The sequence below is a fragment of the Tenacibaculum sp. AHE14PA genome (assembly GCF_019278465.1).
Classification (GTDB): domain Bacteria; phylum Bacteroidota; class Bacteroidia; order Flavobacteriales; family Flavobacteriaceae; genus Polaribacter; species Polaribacter bernardetii.
Genome location: NZ_CP058983.1, coordinates 2,424,389 through 2,442,514 on the forward strand (window position 1 = coordinate 2,424,389; position 18,126 = coordinate 2,442,514).

The 18,126-nt window shown below is 31.6% G+C and carries 22 protein-coding genes; 20 read left to right on the forward strand and 2 right to left on the reverse strand.

What is annotated here, in order from left to right; translation table 11 throughout:
* Positions 1–57 precede the first annotated feature (57 nt).
* The 10 genes from H0I30_RS11130 (at position 58) to H0I30_RS11175 (ending at position 8,104) form a co-directional block, all read left to right on the forward strand.
* On the forward strand, positions 58–759 hold the full coding sequence (locus tag H0I30_RS11130; protein WP_218771932.1) for a CoA transferase subunit A: 702 nt from the start codon (positions 58–60) through the stop codon (positions 757–759).
* A 4-nt stretch (positions 760–763) separates the two neighbouring features.
* The gene (locus H0I30_RS11135) at positions 764–1,420 is read left to right on the forward strand and encodes a CoA transferase subunit B (protein WP_218771933.1); all 657 of its coding nucleotides are present in this window, start codon (positions 764–766) and stop codon (positions 1,418–1,420) included.
* A 15-nt stretch (positions 1,421–1,435) separates the two neighbouring features.
* The gene (locus H0I30_RS11140) at positions 1,436–1,663 is read left to right on the forward strand and encodes a hypothetical protein (RefSeq protein ID WP_218771934.1); all 228 of its coding nucleotides are present in this window, start codon (positions 1,436–1,438) and stop codon (positions 1,661–1,663) included.
* Positions 1,664–1,894, forward strand: coding sequence for a hypothetical protein (locus H0I30_RS11145; protein ID WP_218771935.1), 231 nt, complete (start codon positions 1,664–1,666; stop codon positions 1,892–1,894).
* On the forward strand, positions 1,894–2,655 hold the full coding sequence (locus tag H0I30_RS11150; RefSeq protein WP_218771936.1) for an exodeoxyribonuclease III: 762 nt from the start codon (positions 1,894–1,896) through the stop codon (positions 2,653–2,655). The genes H0I30_RS11145 and H0I30_RS11150 overlap by 1 nt, the downstream gene beginning before the upstream one ends.
* Positions 2,656–2,664: 9 nt before the next feature.
* Positions 2,665–4,191, forward strand: coding sequence for a lytic transglycosylase domain-containing protein (locus H0I30_RS11155; protein WP_218771937.1), 1,527 nt, complete (start codon positions 2,665–2,667; stop codon positions 4,189–4,191).
* Between the two features lie 27 nt (positions 4,192–4,218).
* The gene (locus H0I30_RS11160) at positions 4,219–5,211 is read left to right on the forward strand and encodes a DUF4837 family protein (RefSeq protein WP_218771938.1); all 993 of its coding nucleotides are present in this window, start codon (positions 4,219–4,221) and stop codon (positions 5,209–5,211) included.
* 91 nt (positions 5,212–5,302) lie between these two features.
* Positions 5,303–5,800: a DUF1761 domain-containing protein gene (locus H0I30_RS11165; RefSeq protein ID WP_218771939.1), complete on the forward strand. Its 498-nt coding sequence runs from the start codon at positions 5,303–5,305 to the stop codon at positions 5,798–5,800.
* Positions 5,801–5,915: 115 nt separating this feature from the next.
* On the forward strand, positions 5,916–7,382 hold the full coding sequence (locus tag H0I30_RS11170) for a DUF5687 family protein (protein ID WP_218771940.1): 1,467 nt from the start codon (positions 5,916–5,918) through the stop codon (positions 7,380–7,382).
* Positions 7,383–7,408: 26 nt separating this feature from the next.
* On the forward strand, positions 7,409–8,104 hold the full coding sequence (locus tag H0I30_RS11175; RefSeq protein ID WP_218771941.1) for an ABC transporter ATP-binding protein: 696 nt from the start codon (positions 7,409–7,411) through the stop codon (positions 8,102–8,104).
* 662 nt (positions 8,105–8,766) lie between these two features.
* Here the strand turns inward: H0I30_RS11175 and H0I30_RS13095 are convergent.
* Positions 8,767–8,940, reverse strand: a complete 174-nt coding sequence (locus H0I30_RS13095; RefSeq protein ID WP_370624099.1) for a SipW-dependent-type signal peptide-containing protein — start codon at positions 8,938–8,940, stop codon at positions 8,767–8,769.
* Positions 8,941–9,580: 640 nt separating this feature from the next.
* Between H0I30_RS13095 and H0I30_RS13100 the strand changes: the two genes are divergently transcribed.
* The 10 genes from H0I30_RS13100 to atpG all read left to right on the forward strand — a co-directional run bounded on the left by H0I30_RS13100 (position 9,581) and on the right by atpG (position 16,687).
* A complete protein-coding gene (locus H0I30_RS13100; protein ID WP_370624100.1) occupies positions 9,581–10,510 on the forward strand; it encodes a tol-pal system YbgF family protein in 930 nt (309 codons plus the stop codon).
* Positions 10,511–10,529: 19 nt separating this feature from the next.
* A complete protein-coding gene (locus H0I30_RS11185; RefSeq protein ID WP_218771943.1) occupies positions 10,530–10,937 on the forward strand; it encodes a polymer-forming cytoskeletal protein in 408 nt (135 codons plus the stop codon).
* Positions 10,906–11,136 carry an AtpZ/AtpI family protein gene (locus tag H0I30_RS11190; RefSeq protein WP_218771944.1) on the forward strand — a complete coding sequence of 77 codons (231 nt, stop codon included), beginning with the start codon at positions 10,906–10,908 and terminating at the stop codon, positions 11,134–11,136. The genes H0I30_RS11185 and H0I30_RS11190 overlap by 32 nt, the downstream gene beginning before the upstream one ends.
* Positions 11,129–11,509: a DUF6168 family protein gene (locus tag H0I30_RS11195; RefSeq protein WP_218771945.1), complete on the forward strand. Its 381-nt coding sequence runs from the start codon at positions 11,129–11,131 to the stop codon at positions 11,507–11,509. Before H0I30_RS11190 ends, H0I30_RS11195 begins: the two co-directional genes overlap by 8 nt.
* A gap of 139 nt (positions 11,510–11,648) precedes the next feature.
* Complete coding sequence (gene atpB / locus H0I30_RS11200) at positions 11,649–12,770, forward strand: F0F1 ATP synthase subunit A (RefSeq protein ID WP_218771946.1); 1,122 nt, start codon at positions 11,649–11,651, stop codon at positions 12,768–12,770.
* A 45-nt stretch (positions 12,771–12,815) separates the two neighbouring features.
* Entirely contained in the window at positions 12,816–13,004 is a 189-nt protein-coding gene (locus tag H0I30_RS11205; RefSeq protein ID WP_218771947.1) for a hypothetical protein, read from the forward strand.
* 87 nt (positions 13,005–13,091) lie between these two features.
* Positions 13,092–13,589, forward strand: coding sequence for a F0F1 ATP synthase subunit B (locus tag H0I30_RS11210; protein ID WP_218771948.1), 498 nt, complete (start codon positions 13,092–13,094; stop codon positions 13,587–13,589).
* A 7-nt stretch (positions 13,590–13,596) separates the two neighbouring features.
* The gene (gene atpH / locus H0I30_RS11215; protein ID WP_218771949.1) at positions 13,597–14,154 is read left to right on the forward strand and encodes an ATP synthase F1 subunit delta; all 558 of its coding nucleotides are present in this window, start codon (positions 13,597–13,599) and stop codon (positions 14,152–14,154) included.
* A gap of 19 nt (positions 14,155–14,173) precedes the next feature.
* Positions 14,174–15,754, forward strand: a complete 1,581-nt coding sequence (gene atpA / locus H0I30_RS11220) for a F0F1 ATP synthase subunit alpha (protein WP_218771950.1) — start codon at positions 14,174–14,176, stop codon at positions 15,752–15,754.
* Positions 15,755–15,826: 72 nt separating this feature from the next.
* Positions 15,827–16,687, forward strand: a complete 861-nt coding sequence (atpG, locus tag H0I30_RS11225) for an ATP synthase F1 subunit gamma (RefSeq protein ID WP_218771951.1) — start codon at positions 15,827–15,829, stop codon at positions 16,685–16,687.
* Between the two features lie 63 nt (positions 16,688–16,750).
* Here atpG and H0I30_RS11230 read toward each other — a convergent pair whose 3' ends face one another.
* A complete protein-coding gene (locus H0I30_RS11230; protein ID WP_218771952.1) occupies positions 16,751–18,088 on the reverse strand; it encodes a cytochrome-c peroxidase in 1,338 nt (445 codons plus the stop codon).
* Positions 18,089–18,126: the final 38 nt, after the last annotated feature.

Consider the following 18,126-nt stretch of genomic DNA (forward strand, 5'->3'; position numbering starts at 1 on the left):
ATTTGTTTTGATGATGAGAATCAAAGAAGCTTTTTTAATATAAAACAAACAACTACAATGATAAATAAAAAAGTAAATAACGTACAAGAAGCCGTAGCTGGTGTAAAAGACACTATGACTTTTATGTTAGGAGGTTTCGGTTTGTGCGGAATACCAGAAAACGCTATTGCAGAGTTAGTAAAATTAAATGTAAGAGATGTTACCTGTATTTCTAATAATGCAGGTGTAGATGATTTCGGATTAGGTTTATTACTTCAAAATAAACAGATTAAAAAAATGATTTCTTCTTATGTAGGAGAGAATGATGAGTTTGAACGCCAGATGTTATCTGGTGAGTTGGATGTAGAATTAACTCCACAAGGAACTTTAGCAGAAAAGTGTAGAGCTGCACAAGCAGGTTTTCCTGCATTTTATACGCCGGCAGGTTACGGAACAGAAGTTGCAGAAGGAAAAGAAACACGTGAGTTCGACGGAAAAATGTATGTTTTAGAACCAGCTTTTAAAGCAGATTTTGCTTTTGTTAAAGCATGGAAAGGAGATACTGCAGGGAATTTAATTTTTAAAGGAACAGCACGTAATTTTAACCCGAATATGTGTGGTGCTGCAACCATAACAGTTGCTGAGGTAGAAGAATTAGTGCCAGCAGGAACATTAGATCCTAATCAAATTCATATTCCAGGAATTTTCGTACAACGTATTTTTCAAGGAGAAAAATATGAAAAGAGAATTGAGCAACGTACTGTAACCCCAAAATTGTAAGAAAATGGCTTTATCAAAACAACAAATAGCACAGAGAATAGCGAAAGAATTACAAGATAAATGGTACGTTAATTTAGGTATCGGAATTCCGACTTTAGTAGCTAATTATATTCCTGAAGGCATTGAGGTTGAGTTTCAATCTGAAAACGGATTATTAGGTATGGGACCTTTTCCTGTTGAAGGAACAGAAGATGCCGATTTAATAAACGCAGGTAAACAAACGGTTACTGTTTTAGATGGTGGTTCTATTTTCGATTCAGCAACAAGTTTTTCTATGATTCGTGGTAAACACGTTCAGTTAACTGTTTTAGGAGCGATGGAAGTTGCTCAGAACGGAGATATCGCTAACTGGAAAATTCCAGGAAAAATGGTAAAAGGAATGGGTGGCGCGATGGATTTAGTTGCATCAGCAGATAATATTATTGTTGCGATGATGCATACCAATAAGCGTGGCGAATCTAAAATATTAAAAGAATGTTCATTGCCTTTAACAGGTGTTGGTTGCGTAACTAAAGTGGTTACCAATTTAGCGGTTTTAGAAGTTAAAGAAGGTGCTTTTCATTTATTAGAAAGAGCTCCAGGAGTATCTGTTGAAGAAATTCAAACAGCTACAGCAGGAACTTTAATTGTAAACGGAGAAGTTCCTGAAATGAATATTTAAAAGATAATTACAAAGATGAAATTTATAGCTAAAAATAGTTTTATACTCACCTTAATTTTAGTTGTTGCTTTGCACTTTGTTTTAGACAAAGGACTTGGAATAGATAATTCTTGGATACGGTTAGGAATTGTTTTTATAATATTACTTTTCATTATGCCAAGAAAAAAGAAAATACAAACTCAGTCTGGAGAGAAAACTCAAATTACTTGGTTTTTTCTAAAAAAGCCTATTATTTTAGATTAAATGATACAATTAATAAAGAAAATCCACAGAATTATTTATCCTCTTTTAGCAATCTTTTTTTTACTGATTTTAGATAAAGTATTTCATGTAGAGCCAGATTGGCTACGAATTGCGGTAGCAATTGCTTTAGGGTATTTTTTATCACCAAGAAAAAAAATAATACAAACGCAAACAGGAGAAAAGAAACAGTTAACCTGGATTTTTCTTAAAAAACCAATTTTTTTAGATTAATGAAAATAATCTCATACAACGTAAACGGAATTCGTGCCGCATTAAAAAAAGGATTCATCGATTGGTTACAAGCTGCAAATCCAGATGTGATTTGTATTCAAGAAACCAAAGCGCATAAAGAACAGTTAGATGTAACAGAATTCGAGAACGCTGGCTATCCATATCATTATTGGTTTTCAGCACAAAAAAAAGGCTACTCATCAGTAGCTGTTTTTTGTAAAGAAGAACCTAAACATATTGAATACGGAACGGGAATTGAATCTATGGATTTTGAAGGTAGAAACCTTCGTGTAGACTTTGAAGAGGTCTCGGTAATGAGCATGTATTTACCTTCGGGAACCAATGCTGCAAGACTAGATTATAAATTCAATTATATGGATGAAATCTTAGCATATGCCGCTGATTTGAGAAAAACGATTCCGAATTTAGTGATTTGCGGTGATTATAACATTTGTCACGAAGCCATTGATATTCATAACCCAAAAATGAAAGGAGTTTCTGGATTTTTACCAGAAGAACGTGAGTGGTTAACTAAATTTATTGATAGCGGTTTTACAGATAGTTTTCGTTATTTAAATCCAGAAAGGCAAGAATATTCTTGGTGGAGTTATCGCGCAAATTCTAGAGCCAATAACAAAGGTTGGCGTTTAGATTATGCGATGGTTTCTGAACCGTTAAAAGAAAAAATTTCAAGAGCCTATATTTTACCCGAAGCAAAACATTCAGATCACTGCCCGATTGTGGTTGAATTAGATATTTAAAATAAAAATATGCGAAACCTACTAATACTACTTTTTTTTACAACATCAATTTTTGCGCAACAACCTGTTGACAGTCTTTTGATACCCGAAAAAAGTGTACAAATAATAAGTGATTCTACTTTAATAGCAATAGACACTATCAAAATAAAACAGTTAGAAGATTTATATTCTGATGCAGATTTAAAAATTATTGATAGTTTATTGATTGAAGAAAAGTTTAATTCATCATTATTTGATAGTATTCAGTATGTAATTAATGATAAAGATATTATTGGTAATACAACAACCATACTTTCTTCGGATTTATTAAAAAAACGGTTAACAGATTTAGATTTACAAACACCATTTCATTTAGCATACAACCCTGCATTAGAAAAGGTGATTAATAGTTATTTAAAATACCGAAAAAAATATTATCCGGCGTTAATGGCAAAGGCACAATATTATTTTCCGATGTTCGAGCAGTATTTAGATCAGTTCGATGTTCCGTTAGAAATGAAATATTTGGCTATTGTAGAATCTGCTTTGCGCCCTGCAGCTCGTTCTAGAGTTGGTGCAACAGGTTTGTGGCAGTTTATGTACGGTACAGGAGTGCAGTTTAACTTAAAGGTAAGTTCGTATGTAGATGAACGTCAAGACCCAGTAAAAGCAACTATTGCAGCTTGTAAATATTTAAGTCAGTTATATAAAATTTTTGGAGATTGGGATTTGGCATTGGCCGCTTATAATTCGGGACCAGGAAATGTTTCGAAAGCAATAAAACGCTCTGGAGGATATCGTAATTACTGGAATATTCGTCCGTTTTTACCACGTGAAACTGCGGGTTATGTTCCTGCATTTTATGCAACGATGTATATTTTTGAATATGCCGAAGAACACGGGATTTACCCTGAGCCACCAAATATCTTCCATTTCGAAACCGATACAGTTCGCGTAAAAAGAACAATCACTTTCGATCAAATTTCAGAGAAAACGAAGATCGATACTGAGTTGCTGTCTTTCTTAAATCCGGCGTATAAATTAGATATTATTCCATATATAAAAAACAAAAATTACGCAGTTCGTTTGCCTCGAAAAAACATGATAGATTTTCTTGATAAGGAGAAAGAGATTTATGTTTTGGCAAAAGAAGATGAAGGTAAAAGAGAAAAACCTTTGCCTAAGTATTTTGAAATGGATAAACGCATTCGTTATAAAGTACGTAGCGGCGATTATTTAGGGAAAATAGCAAATAAGTTTGGCGTAAGAGTTAGCGATATAAAACGATGGAACGGTATGCGTAATCATCGTTTAAAAATAGGGCAACGTTTAAGTATTTATCCGAAGAAAATAGGTGTTACTAAGAAGGTGTCTAAAAAGAAGTATAAGGTTCCGACCGGCAAGCACGATATTTATGTAGTGCAAAATGGAGATTCATTATGGACAATCTCTAAAAAATATCCATCAGTTTCTATTGAGCAAATAAAAAAGTGGAACAATATTTGGAGTGCTAAAAGTCTAAAGCCAGGAATGAAGCTTAAAATTTTTAAAGGTTAAAAAATACACTACTAAAAACTACAAACTATGAAAAAAACAATAATCTTACTTTTTTCGATATTCTTAGCAATATCATGCAATACAGGTAATGGAAAAGACAGTTATGTTTTACCAACATCTAATGGTAACACCAATAAAATAATGGTGGTTGTTAAAGGAATAGATTGGGAAGGAAAAGTTGGAGATCAAATACGTAAAGTTTTTGGTGAGCATCAAGTAGGTTTACCTCAACCAGAAACCTTGTTATCGGTTAGCCAAATAGATCCTGTGGGTTTTGGTAGTTTCATGCGACATGGAAAAGCGGTTTTAATGATTAAAGAAGGTAAAGAAGAAAGTATTACTGTTGAAAAAAACAAGTATGCAGCACCTCAAATTATTGTACATGCAACTGCAAAGAATAAAGCTGGGATTATAAACCTTCTAGATACTCGAGGAAAAGAGATTATCAAGTTGTTTAAAGATGAAGATATTAAGTTTTCACAACGTATTTTTAAAAAAGAACGTATTGATGAAACGAAGTTTAAAACAATTAAAAATATAGGCTTAACAATAGATATTCCTAAGAGATATAAATTGGTTGAAGATGCGGGTAATTTTATTTGGTTTCGTCAGCATTTATCTAGTGGTATAGCACGAGGAGACGGGACTAATAATGTATTAATATACACGGTTCCTTTAGAAGATGAAACAACTGTTGCCGATAATATTACAGCAGTACGAGATACAATTGGTAAAAAATACATACCAGGTAGTAAAGAGGGTATGTATATGATTACCGAACAAGCATACACTCCGTTTACTTTTGATGCTGTTATAGATGGTAAAAAAGCATATGAAACTCGTGGTAAATGGGAAGTTAAAAACGATTTTATGGCAGGACCATTTATAAACTACACGATAATTGATAAGAAAAATAATCGCTTAGTGGTTTTTGAAGGCTTTACGTATGCGCCATCGGTAAATAAACGTGATTTTTTGTTTGAATTGGAAGCAATTGCTAAATCAATGAAAATAAAATAAAATTTATTTTAACGATAAATAACAAAAAAGCATCAAATTTATATTTGATGCTTTTTTGTTATATTTGACTATAAACCAAAACTTTATATTTATGAAATTTAATTTTTTAATATGCGCACTAGCAGCATTAGTACCAATGATAATAGGATTTGTTTGGTATGGACCACTTTTTGGAAAAGCATGGATGAAAGAAATGGGTTTCACAGAAGAAAGTTTAAAAGGTGGTAATATGCTTAAAATTTTCGGATTATCGTATGTGTGCAGTTTTTTAATAGCATTTGTATTACAAACGTTGGTTATTCACCAATGGGGAGCTTTTTCTACTTTAATGGGAGAACCAGGTTTTACAGAAGGATCAGGAGGAGCATCTACCTATTTTCAAGAATTCATGTCAAATTTTGGTGATCGATTTAGAACTTTTGGTCACGGTGCTTTACACGGAACCATGATTGGCTTATTATTAGCAGGATCTATAATTACAATTAACGGATTATTTGAAAGAAAAAGTTTTAAATATATTGCAATTAACGTAGGTTATTGGGTAGTAAGTTTAGCTATTATGGGAGGTGTATTATGTAAATGGGTTTAATTTTTATAAAGGTAAAAAACACCAAGAAGCATCAATTTTTAAAATTGATGCTTTTTTTATGTAACAAATAGTAAATAATAGACTCTTATTATCAATCAATTAAAAATCAAACCAAATGATTGCACATTTTTTAAAATTAGAATGGAAACAATATTTTCGTTCTTCATATTGGCAAAAAGGAATTGCGTTAAAAATTATAATGGGCTTTTTTATCCTATATATTTTAGCTGTTTTTTTAGGAATTGGTATTGGAGGTTTTTTTCTTTTAAAGAAAATGTATCCAGAACAAGATCCGTTACAAATTGTAAACTCAATGTTAGTTTTTGCTATACTGGGAGATTTAATTTTCCGCTATTTAATGCAAAAATTACCAGTAATGAATATTAAACCTCTATTAATACTTCCTATAAAGAAAGAAAAATTAGTACACTATGTTTTAGGTAAATCGGCATTTTCAGGATTCAATTTTATGTCTTTGTTTTTTTATATTCCTTTTAGTGTGGTTTTAATTAGTCAAGATTATAATGTGGGTGGAGTCTTAGGTTGGTTAACTGCTATGTTTTTTATCACTCAAGCAACTAATTTTTTAAACTTTTTAATCAATAAGAATAATAGTGTATTTGCATTTATTGCTACATTACTAGTTGCTTTATTGGCATTGCAAAAGTTTACTAGCTTTAATGTTTCACTATATAGTCAACAAATATTTGATGCAATTGTAGTAAATCCAATTTTAGCATTAGTTCCCTTTGTTATTGCAGTAGTGTTATATTATGTAAATTTTAAACTATTAAGAGCAAGAGTTTATTTAGATGATTTAGTTGCAGTTAAAACAGAAGAAGCGAACACAGCAGATTTATCGTGGACAGAAAAATTAGGAGATATCGCACCATTTATAAAAAATGATATCCGATTAATTTGGCGAAACAAAAGAACAAAAACAGTTTTTTTAATGTCGTTCTTATTCCTTTTTTATGGGTTGATTTTCTTTACACAAGAAACTTATCAGAAAATGCCAGCAATGTTAATGTTTGCGGGCTTGTTTGTAACAGGAGGTTTTACATTAAATTACGGTCAGTTTATTCCGGCTTGGGATAGTGCACATTATAAAATGCTAATGAGTCAGAGTTTTAGATATCGTAAATTCTTAGATTCTAAGTGGTTTTTAATGGTTGCGATGACTACAGTTTTATACTGTTTAAGTTTTCCTTATTTATATTTCGGAACAAAAATATTTTTAATGATTACCGTGGGGGCTATTTTTAACATAGGTTTTAATTCACTGTTTTTGTTATATGCAGGATCTTTTAATAGAAAACGAATCGATTTAACAAAGGGAGGTTTCGGAAACACACAAGGAACAAGCGCAACGCAGTTTCTTATTATTATACCATTAATGTTATTACCAATGGCTATATTTTGGATATTCAACAGTTTTGTTGGTTATAACTCAGGGTATATTTTAGTTGCTTTATTGGGAGTACTTGGCTTAGTTTTTAAGAATTACTTTATGAATTTGATAGAAAAAAAATATATCAAAGACAAATACGCTATGATTAACGCTTTCGGAAAAGAGGCATAGACAAAACAAAATTTAAAGAAAATAGTATGATTACAATAGATACAGTTTCAAAAAAATACGGACAAGCAGAGGTTTTAAATGTTGATAAAATAGAAATTCCTAGCGGACAAAGCTTTGGTTTGGTTGGTAATAATGGTGCAGGAAAAACAACGTTATTCAATATTTTACTAGATTTGATAAGACCAACAACAGGAGAAATTACAAACAACGATGTAGTTGTAAATAAAAGTGAAGATTGGAAAACTTTTACAGGATCTTTTATTGATGAATCTTTTTTAATAGGATATTTAACTCCCGAAGAATATTTCGACTTTATTGGAGATTTACGAGGAATGAATAAAGCGGATGTTATAGCATTTTTAGCGCCTTTTAAAGAGTTTTTTAATGATGAAATTCTAGGCAAGAAAAAATATTTACGCGATTTAAGTAAAGGAAATCAGAAAAAAGCAGGAATTATAGCTGCTTTAATGGGAAATCCACAAGTAGTAATTTTAGATGAGCCTTTTGCGAATTTAGATCCAACTACTCAAATCAGACTTAAAAAAATACTAAAGAGTTTAACAGAAAATGAAGAAGTTACCGTGTTAGTATCTAGTCACGACTTAAGTCACGTTACTGAGGTATGTGAGCGAATAGTTGTTTTAGATAAAGGAAATGTGGTAAAAGACATAAATACATCACCAGAAACGTTGCAAGAATTAGAAAGCTATTTTTCTGTATAATTAATAAAATATATCAATAAAAAGAGGTTAACTAAAATGTATACTATTTTAATTAACCTCTAAGATTTATTTTAAATAGCATTACGAGCACTAAAATTATTTTATTATTGTTATTTTTACGTTTTTACATACAATAAACTAACGAATATAGTTGTTGTACAGTAAAAGTATAACTATATGAATAAACTATCCAAACTTTTAGTTTTTACCCTTTTTTTAGCACTAATATATTCGTGTAGTGTAAAAAAAGATGCTTTTATAAATAGAAATTTTCACGCACTTACCACTAAGTATAATATTCTTTTTAACGGAGAGCAAGCTTATTTAAAAGGGCTAGAAGAGATTGAAAGCAAGCACGAAGATAATTTTTGGAAACGTTTACAAATAGAACCAATTAGTTTTGATGAGAATAAAATAGTAGTTCCTGTTTTGCAGCCTGGTACTGGTTTTAATGAAAACGAAGAAGAAGAGGTTGAAAACTTAACGTCTTTTGATAAAGCAGAAGAAAAAGCTGTAAAGGCTATTCAAAAGCACACAATGAATATAAACGGTTATGAAAAAAACCGTCAAATTGATGATGCTTATCTACTTTTAGGAAAATCTAGATATTACACACAGCGTTTTATTCCTGCGATAGAATCTTTTAATTACATCATAGTAAATTATCCGAATGCTAATTTAATTAACGAGACGAAAATTTGGAGAGCAAAAACAAATATTCGTTTAGATAATGAAAAACTAGCTATAGAATCTTTAAAGTTCTTATTAGAAGTTGAAGAAAACGAAGAAGAACTTCCTGATGCTATAAGAGAACAAGCACATACTGCAATGGCAATGGCGTATCAAAAAACAGATACGATTCAAAAAGTTATAGAACATTTAACGGCAGCTTCTAAAATATTTAAAAACAAAGAGCAATCTGCTCGTAATATGTTTGTTTTAGGGCAAATTTACAGCGAATTAAATCATAGAGACTCAGCACGAGTGGTGTTTAATAAACTAGCTGAAGCAAAAAAGGCACCTTACAAATACCGTATTCGCGCAAATATTGAAATGGCTAAAAACACTGAAAACGATTCAGCATCGATAGTTGTTTTAGCGAGGTTAAAAAAATTAATTAGAAATTCTGATAACCGTAAATTTTTAAATGCACTGTATTATCAGGCAGGTGTTTTAGAAGTAGGAAGAAATAAAACAGCAAATGCTATTGACTATTTTAAAGAATCAATAGCAGCAAAGACTAATAATAATTATCAAAAAACATATGCCTACGAAGGTTTAGGAAATATTGCATTTGATAAAGAAAACTATGTATTAGCAGGTTCGTATTACGATAGTGTTTTACAGGTAACGTCAAAAGAATTTGATCAAGAAAAGAGAATTAGAAGAATCCGAAGAAAAAACAAAGGACTAACAACTTTAAGAAAATATGAAGAGGTTGTAAAAAATAACGATAGCATTCTTAAGTTAGTTGCAATGACGACAGATGAAAGAACCGTATTTTTTGAAAATTATATAGCAAAAATTAAAAAAGAAGACGAAGAGAACAAGCAACAGCTGTTAAATGCACAAAACTTCGGAAGTTCTTTTGGTGGAGGATCGTCAGTAAACAATTCGAGTAATAAAGGAAAATGGTATTTTTATAATACTCAGGCATTAGGCTTTGGTGAATCAGAATTTCAGAGAGTGTGGGGTACGCGTCCTTTAGAAGATAACTGGCGTTTGTCTGATAAATCTACCATTGCAACGAATGATGTTGAAGAAACATCATCAGAACCAATTGTAAATAAGCGATATGTATTAGCAACTTATTTAAACGAAATTCCTACTGATAAAAAAGTAATAACCACTTTAACGGAAGATCGTAATGATGCTTTGTATAAATTAGGATTAATTTATAAAGAGCAATTTAAAAACACAGATCTTGCTATTAAAAATTTAGAACGCGTACAAAAAGAGCAAACAAACAAAGAATTGGAGTTGCCGATTAGTTATCATTTATATCAAGTTTATAAAAGTATTGGTGATCAAGAAAAATCAAACCGATATAAAGACGTTATTTTAAATAAGTATCCCGAAACAACATTTGCTCAAATAATATTAAATCCAGAGGAAAAATTAAAAGGAGGTAAAAAAGAAGATGCTGTTTTAGATAAGTATAAAGAAATTTATTATATTTTTAAAGAGAATAAATTTGAAGAGGTTGTAAAAGAGGTAACCGCTTTTTTACCAACAATAAGTAATTCAGAATTAATTCCTAAATTTGCGCTCTTAAAAGCCTTGTCTATAGGTAAGTATAATAGTAAGGAGGTTTATAAGAAAGCACTAGAATTTGTAGCTATTAGTTATGCAACAAAAGAAGAAGGTGTAAAAGCAAAGGAAATTTTAGATCAATTAAACAAATAATACACTAATTCCCCGAATCATGTTTAGTAAAGAAAATAAAAAAACAAGTGACAATAAAGTTTCAGAAAGAAACATTGTTGGTAAAAACACGCAAATAACAGGAGATATTATTTCTGAAGGAGATTTTAGAATTGATGGAACTTTAGAAGGAACAATTAAAACCAACGGTAGAGTTATTATTGGTGAATCTGGTTTTGTAAAAGGAAAGATTGAATGTGCAAACGCTGATGTAGAAGGTAAGTTTTCTGGAGAATTAGTTGTTTCGAACACATTAACAGTAAAAACATCAGCAAATATTAATGGAGATGTAGTTATTGGTAAGCTTTCTGTAGAGCCAGGTGCCTCATTTAATGCAACATGTGCTATGAAAGGAGCTGTAAAAGAACTAAATAAAGATGAGCAAAAAACCAAAGGTAAAACCGCTTAATAAATACATTCGGTTTACCAGTATTGCTCTTCAAATGGGTTTGACGATTTACTTAGGTAATTTACTAGGTAAGTGGTTAGATGTACAATATCCTAACAATGGAGAATTATATTCTAAAATATGCACACTTGCGGCAGTCTTTTTAGCAATGTTCTCGGTAATACGTCAAGTAACAAAAATTTCAAAAGATAATGATTAAAAGAATTTTGTTTTTCCTTACTGCTATTTTTATAGTATTCGCAGTAAGTTATTTTCCTCACGATTATATTTTACAGACTAAAGAAATATCTCTCTCATATTCATTGTTTTCAATATACCTGTTTCATCTTATAGCTACAATGATTGTTTATGCGATTGTAGAGCTAGTAGCCTCTAAATTAATTAATCAAGCAGGATATGCATATTTAGCCTCTGTATTTTTAAAAATCGGATTTTTTGTCTTGATTTTTAAGGTTTCGGTTTTTGCAAACGAAGAACTTACACAGCCAGAAAGGTTTTCATTGGTAATTCCGTTGTTTATATTTTTAATTTCAGAAGCTATTGCCGTTTCGAAACTGCTGACTAGTAAATAGTTTCGTCGTTTTTTGATGGAAATAACAAGACGAAATAAGAATAGAAAAACTAAATAAAAAAACGGTTTGTAGTTTTAATTACAATATGTACCTTTGCACGGAAATTTACAGACCTTAATCGTATATTCAAATTAAAGATATGATGATAGCAAAAAAATCTATCAATTTTTTAACAATACTTGTTTTAGTTTTTACTTCTTTTTCAATTTTTGGTAATGAAAAAGATGACCCTTCGCAAGATGGTGGTCGTGTAAATACAAAGGAAGAGATAGAAGCTTATAAGAAGCATCACTTAGCAGATTCGCATGATTTTTCATTGTTTTCATATACAAATGATGCAAATGAGAGAGTACACATCGGTTTTCCTTTGCCAGTAATTGTATGGACAAGTAAAGGGTTAAAGACTTTTATGTCTTCAGCATTTCATCATAATGATGATGGAAAAGTTGTTGTAGATGCAGGAGGTGTTAAATTAGCTAAAGTACATAGTAAGATTTACGAATTAGAAGAAGGAGCTACCGTAGTTTCTTTTGATGAAGAGCATCATCCAGTAAAAGCGCATAAGTTATTAGATTTTTCTATAACAAAAAGTGTTTTTGGAATGCTACTAGTAGGTTTGTTGATGATCTTCGGGTTTAGGTCATTAGCAAAAGGATATAAAAAAGGAGCAATACCAACTGGTTTTTCTAGAGTCTTAGAACCTTTGGTTTTATATGTTAGAGATGAAATAGCAAGACCAAATATAGGTGAGAAGCATTATCGTAAGTTTATGAGTTTTTTACTTACTGTTTTCTTTTTTATCTGGGTATCTAACATATTAGGATTAACTCCGTTAGGTTTTAATATTACAGGTCAATTAGCTGTTACAGTATGTTTAGCATTATTTACCTTTATAATAGTGCAGTTTTCAGGAAATAAAGATTATTGGAAACATATTTTTTGGATGCCAGGTGTACCAGTATTAATGAAAATTGTTTTAGCACCTATTGAAGTATTAGGTATGTTAACAAAACCATTTTCGTTATTTGTTCGTTTATTTGCGAACATTACCGCAGGGCATGCAGTAGTTATGGGTATTGCAGCTTTAATGATTACATTAAAAGCACAGTTTGGAACAGCAGGAGCTACAGGAGTTTCTGTATTCTTAACACTGTTCTTAACGTTAATTGAAGTTTTGGTAGCGTTCTTACAAGCGTATATTTTTACAATGCTATCGTCATTGTTTATTGGTATGGCTGTAGAAGAGCATGAGCACCATTAAGAAGTAGAATAAAAATTTTGTTTAATTTAATATAAATCAATTAGTATGTACAATTTAATAGGAGCAGGTTTAATCGTAATTGGAGGTGGTTTAGGTTTAGGAAAAATTGGTGGTAGCGCAATGGAAGCTATTGCTCGTCAACCTGAAGCAGCTAATAAAATTCAAACTGCAATGATTATTATCGGAGCATTATTAGAAGGTTTAGCATTTGGTGCTTTACTTTTAGGAAAATAATCCGAAAAATTAAAAACAAACACTTTCTGCAACGGTTGGTTGCAGAAGTGTTTTATTAAACAATAAAAAAATACAAAATTAAGTAGTATGGAAATTTTTAATGATTTTTCAATAGGGTTGTTTGCAATGCAAGCTTTTATCTTATTAATCTTGATTTTTTTGATGATGAAATTTGCTTGGAAACCTATTCTATCTGCATTAAATGATAGAGAAGAAGGTATTCAAACTGCATTAGATCAAGCAGACAATGCTCGTAAGGAAATACAAAACTTGCAAGCAGATAATGAGAGAATGATCAAAGAAGCACGTGCAGAAAGAGATGCAATGATGAAAGATGCTCGTGATATTAAAGAAAGTATTCTTGCTGAAGCAAAAGAAGAAGCAGAAGGCCAAACTTCTATCATGATAGAAAATGCTAAAGCAACAATAAAACAAGAACAACAAGCTGCAATCGCTGAATTAAAGAAAAATGTAGCAAATTTGTCTATAGATATCGCTCAGCAATTAGTAAGAAAAGAATTAGCTTCTAATGACGAGCAATTAAAGCTTGTTGAAGGAATGTTAAAAGAGGTTACTTTAAACTAAGCAATCGATGAAAGGAGCAAGACCAGCATTACGTTACGCAAAAGCAATATTAAATCTTGCTAAAGAAACTAATAGTGATTCTTTAGTAAACGATAATATGAAGTTTATCGCAGGTACTATTGCAGATAGTAATGATTTAAAAAGAATGCTTAAAAGCCCTGTGGTTAAAGCTACAGAGAAACATAAGGTTTTACTAGCGCTTTTTGGTGATAAAGTAAATACTATTGTTAAGGGTTTATTTAACTTGTTAGAAGAAAATAAACGTATGATCATGTTAGAATCTATTGCAAAGCAATATGCTCTTATTTATGATCAGGATAATAAAATACAAGTAGCTAAAGTTACTACAGCAGTAGTTTTAACAAAAGAATTAGAAGATAAAATACAAGCAAAGATTGTAGAAATTACAGGAAATAGCGCAGGTATAGAAAATATAGTAAATCCGAATATTATAGGAGGATTTATTTTACGTGTTGGAGATGTGCAGTATGATGCAAGTATTTCTAATCAATTCAACGAGTTAAGAAGAGAATTTGACAATAGTCATTATATTCCACAAATTTAATTACATCAAATTATAAAAGATGGCGGCAATTAAACCAGCTGAAGTTTCAGCAATTTTAAAGGAACAATTAACAAATTTCGAAGCGAAAGCAACGTTAAACGAAGTAGGTACAGTATTACAAGTAGGTGATGGTATTGCTCGTGTTTACGGTTTATCTAATGTAGAATACGGTGAATTAGTAGAATTCGATGGCGGATTAGAAGGTATCGTATTAAACTTAGAAGATGATAATGCAGGTGTTGTATTATTAGGAACTTCAACAACAGTAAGAGAAGGTTCTACAGTAAAGCGTACAAAACGTATTGCTTCTTTAAGAGCAGGTGAAGGTATTGTTGGTCGTGTTGTTAACACATTAGGTCAGCCTATTGATGGTAAAGGACCAATTGAAGGTACTACTTACGAAATGCCTTTAGAGCGTAGAGCTCCTGGAGTTATTTATCGTGAGCCAGTAACTGAACCAATGCAAACTGGTATTAAATCTATTGATGCAATGATTCCTGTAGGTCGTGGTCAACGTGAGTTGATTATTGGTGACCGTCAAACTGGTAAATCAACAGTTGCAATTGATACCATTTTAAATCAAAAAGAATTTTACGATGCTGGGCAACCAGTATATTGTATATACGTAGCTATCGGTCAGAAAGCTTCAACAGTAGCAGCTATTGCTAATATGTTGGAAGAAAGAGGCGCAATGGCTTATACTACAATCGTAGCAGCAAATGCATCAGATCCTGCAGCAATGCAAGTATATGCACCATTTGCTGGAGCTGCAATTGGAGAGTTTTTTAGAGATACAGGTAGACCAGCTTTAATTGTATTTGATGATTTATCAAAACAAGCAGTAGCATACCGTGAGATTTCTTTATTATTAAGAAGACCACCGGGACGTGAGGCATATCCTGGAGATGTATTTTACTTACACTCAAGATTATTAGAGCGTGCTGCAAAATTAATCAATGATGATAAGATTGCTAGTGAAATGAACGATTTACCAGATTCTTTAAAAGGAATTGTAAAAGGTGGAGGTTCTTTAACGGCATTACCAATTATTGAAACACAAGCAGGAGACGTTTCAGCATATATTCCAACAAACGTAATTTCGATTACTGATGGACAAATTTTCTTAGATGGAGATTTATTTAACTCTGGTGTTCGTCCAGCAATTAACGTAGGTATTTCTGTATCTCGTGTTGGTGGTAACGCTCAGATTAAAGCAATGAAAAAAGTATCTGGTACGTTAAAATTAGATCAAGCCCAATATCGTGAATTAGAAGCATTCGCTAAGTTTGGTTCTGATTTAGATGCAGCTACTATGAATGTGATTTCTAAAGGTCAACGTAATGTTGAAATCTTAAAGCAAGCACAAAACGATCCTTATACTGTTGAAGACCAAATTTCAATCATTTATGCAGGTTCTAAGAACTTGTTAAGAGATGTACCAGTAGAAAAGGTAAAAGAATTTGAAAGAGATTATATCGAGTATTTAAATGCAAAGCATAGAGATACTTTAGATACTTTAAAAGCAGGTAAATTAACTGATGAAGTAATTGATACTTTAACAGCAGCTGCAAAAGAAGTTTCAGCAAAATTTTCAGCTTAATAAAAGACTTTAATTTTAAGTATTGAGAAATTGTTTCTCAATACTTAAAATTTAATACTCAACACTATTCGTATGGCGAATTTAAAAGAAATACGTAACAGAATTACTTCGATTAAATCAACAATGCAGATTACCTCTGCCATGAAAATGGTATCGGCTGCAAAGTTAAAGAAAGCTCAAGATGCAATTACAGCAATGCGCCCGTATTCATCTAAGCTTACTGAATTATTACAAAGCTTAAGCGCTACTTTAGATAGTGATGCTAGTGGAGAGTATTCAACACAAAGAGAAGTACAGAATGTATTACTAGTTGCAGTTACTTCAAACAGAGGTTTGTGTGGTGGTTTTAATTCTTCTATTGTTAAAGAAACAATTAAGACTATCGATAATAAATACAATGGTGTAACTGTTGATTTATTAACGATTGGTAAAAAAGGGAACGATATTTTATCGAAAGAGCACAATGTTATTGAAAACAGAAGTGATATCTATGATGATTTAACTTTTGATAACGTTGCTGAAATTGCTGAAAAGTTGATGAATTTATATGTAGTTGGTTCTTATGATAAAATAGAACTTGTTTATAATCAATTTAAAAACGCAGCAACACAAATTCCACAGGTTGAGCAATTCTTACCAATTGAACCAGTAGAAAGTGATGAAAACGTAACTTTAGATTATCTTTTTGAGCCTTCTAAAGAAGAAATTGTTTTAGAGTTGATTCCTAAATCATTAAAAACACAATTGTATAAAGCAATTCGCGATTCTTTCGCTTCAGAGCACGGTGCTCGTATGACAGCAATGCATAAAGCAACCGATAATGCAACTGAATTACGTGATGAGTTATTATTAACATATAACAAAGCGCGTCAGGCAGCAATTACTAACGAAATCCTTGAGATTGTTGGTGGTGCAGAAGCTTTAAATAATTAAGAAAATAGTATTCTATTAAAAAAAACCGAAACATTTATGTTTCGGTTTTTTTATTATATTCTTTTAATTACAAATATCTTCTTGTGATTGTACATCGTTATTAGGAATACAATTGTCCGACAATACCCTTTCTGGTGTATATCTTTTTAAGTTTTTGTCATCCAAGCTTTTTTCTACAAAAAGTGTAATTAAATTTACTTCTTCTTCAGATAAATTAAGAGGTTTAAATCGTATATCTAAACTAGTATCGGGTACATCTTGATTTTCTTTTATACCGTTGTTTTTATAAGCTATAATTTCTTTTATTGATGTAAATGATGATCCATGACCATAAAAACCGTTGTATCTAACACTATATAACTGCGGCACTTTAAATTTGTAATTATCATTTGTATTTTGTGTAAAGCCACCACGTCCTTTTTTAGTAGCTTCATCTACAGGGCTTCCTAGAATGTCTCCGCCTTCTAAATCTTTCATTCCTAAAGCGATAAAATCCATCGAGTTTAAGGACGGTCCACTATGACATTGATAACATTTTCCTTTGTCAAAAAATAAAATAGCTCCTTTTTTTTCAGTATTTGTCATTGCATTTAGATCACCTTTTAACCATTCTTGAAAAGGAGCTTCATTTGCTATCACTGTTCTTTCATAAGCAGCAATTGCTAATCCGGCATTTTTAAAAGTATAGCGCTTTTCTTCATTTACATTAGCAAAAGCATCGTCAAATAATGTTTTATAACCTAAATTTTCAATTAAAGAAGAATTTATTTCAAGTCTATGAACAGTTAAACCTGCAATGGCTTGTGTTTCTATGCCTTCAAAGCCTAAATTATTGGTTTCTTTGGGTGTTCCTGTTGTCCATTGTGCCTGAGTGTTTATATTCATCCCTGTAGCACCAAACTGACCATTCCAAAGAGTTACTTTTTGATAGGCACTGTTTAATATTGTTGGCGATTTTATAGGTTGTACATCTACCATTTCATTGGTATAATTTTCGGCCATTGTTCTTATTTCACCTGAAGCTCCAAATCCGAAACCTCCATCACCAATAGCTTGTTTTTTACACGATTGAAAACCTGCCTTAGCATGATGACAGCTTGCGCATGAATACGTACCAATACCATCAGTATGTTTAGGGCTTTGTGCCAACGCAGTTTCGTGAAACAATAACTTACCTAAAATAACTTTCGCTTCTGTAATTGGATTCTTAGGGTCTTGCGGAATTTTGGAGTAGTCATTGCTTGATGGCAATATAAAATAGGATTTTTCAGAATTACCAGCTCTCTTAAAGAGGAGTTCACTTAGTTGAGTATCAATTTTCGAAACAGGTAAATAATTTTCCTCGTTGTTACACGACACAATCACGAATGTGCATATAACTAATTGTATTAGTTTTTTCATGATTTTATATACGGGGAAAGGTTAGTGGGTAATGAGGT

Bases quoted from the DNA above. Each gene is read 5' to 3' on its own strand.
- H0I30_RS11130 (WP_218771932.1), top strand. From the start codon at position 58: ATGATAAATAAAAAAGTAAATAACGTACAAGAAGCCGTAGCTGGTGTA.
- H0I30_RS11135 (WP_218771933.1), top strand. From the start codon at position 764: ATGGCTTTATCAAAACAACAAATAGCACAGAGAATAGCGAAAGAATTA.
- H0I30_RS11140 (WP_218771934.1), top strand. From the start codon at position 1,436: ATGAAATTTATAGCTAAAAATAGTTTTATACTCACCTTAATTTTAGTT.
- H0I30_RS11145 (WP_218771935.1), top strand. From the start codon at position 1,664: ATGATACAATTAATAAAGAAAATCCACAGAATTATTTATCCTCTTTTA.
- H0I30_RS11150 (WP_218771936.1), top strand. From the start codon at position 1,894: ATGAAAATAATCTCATACAACGTAAACGGAATTCGTGCCGCATTAAAA.
- H0I30_RS11155 (WP_218771937.1), top strand. From the start codon at position 2,665: ATGCGAAACCTACTAATACTACTTTTTTTTACAACATCAATTTTTGCG.
- H0I30_RS11160 (WP_218771938.1), top strand. From the start codon at position 4,219: ATGAAAAAAACAATAATCTTACTTTTTTCGATATTCTTAGCAATATCA.
- H0I30_RS11165 (WP_218771939.1), top strand. From the start codon at position 5,303: ATGAAATTTAATTTTTTAATATGCGCACTAGCAGCATTAGTACCAATG.
- H0I30_RS11170 (WP_218771940.1), top strand. From the start codon at position 5,916: ATGATTGCACATTTTTTAAAATTAGAATGGAAACAATATTTTCGTTCT.
- H0I30_RS11175 (WP_218771941.1), top strand. From the start codon at position 7,409: ATGATTACAATAGATACAGTTTCAAAAAAATACGGACAAGCAGAGGTT.
- H0I30_RS13100 (WP_370624100.1), top strand. From the start codon at position 9,581: ATGACGACAGATGAAAGAACCGTATTTTTTGAAAATTATATAGCAAAA.
- H0I30_RS11185 (WP_218771943.1), top strand. From the start codon at position 10,530: ATGTTTAGTAAAGAAAATAAAAAAACAAGTGACAATAAAGTTTCAGAA.
- H0I30_RS11190 (WP_218771944.1), top strand. From the start codon at position 10,906: ATGAGCAAAAAACCAAAGGTAAAACCGCTTAATAAATACATTCGGTTT.
- H0I30_RS11195 (WP_218771945.1), top strand. From the start codon at position 11,129: ATGATTAAAAGAATTTTGTTTTTCCTTACTGCTATTTTTATAGTATTC.
- atpB (WP_218771946.1), top strand. From the start codon at position 11,649: ATGATGATAGCAAAAAAATCTATCAATTTTTTAACAATACTTGTTTTA.
- H0I30_RS11205 (WP_218771947.1), top strand. From the start codon at position 12,816: ATGTACAATTTAATAGGAGCAGGTTTAATCGTAATTGGAGGTGGTTTA.
- H0I30_RS11210 (WP_218771948.1), top strand. From the start codon at position 13,092: ATGGAAATTTTTAATGATTTTTCAATAGGGTTGTTTGCAATGCAAGCT.
- atpH (WP_218771949.1), top strand. From the start codon at position 13,597: ATGAAAGGAGCAAGACCAGCATTACGTTACGCAAAAGCAATATTAAAT.
- atpA (WP_218771950.1), top strand. From the start codon at position 14,174: ATGGCGGCAATTAAACCAGCTGAAGTTTCAGCAATTTTAAAGGAACAA.
- atpG (WP_218771951.1), top strand. From the start codon at position 15,827: ATGGCGAATTTAAAAGAAATACGTAACAGAATTACTTCGATTAAATCA.
- H0I30_RS11230 (WP_218771952.1), bottom strand. From the start codon at position 18,088: ATGAAAAAACTAATACAATTAGTTATATGCACATTCGTGATTGTGTCG.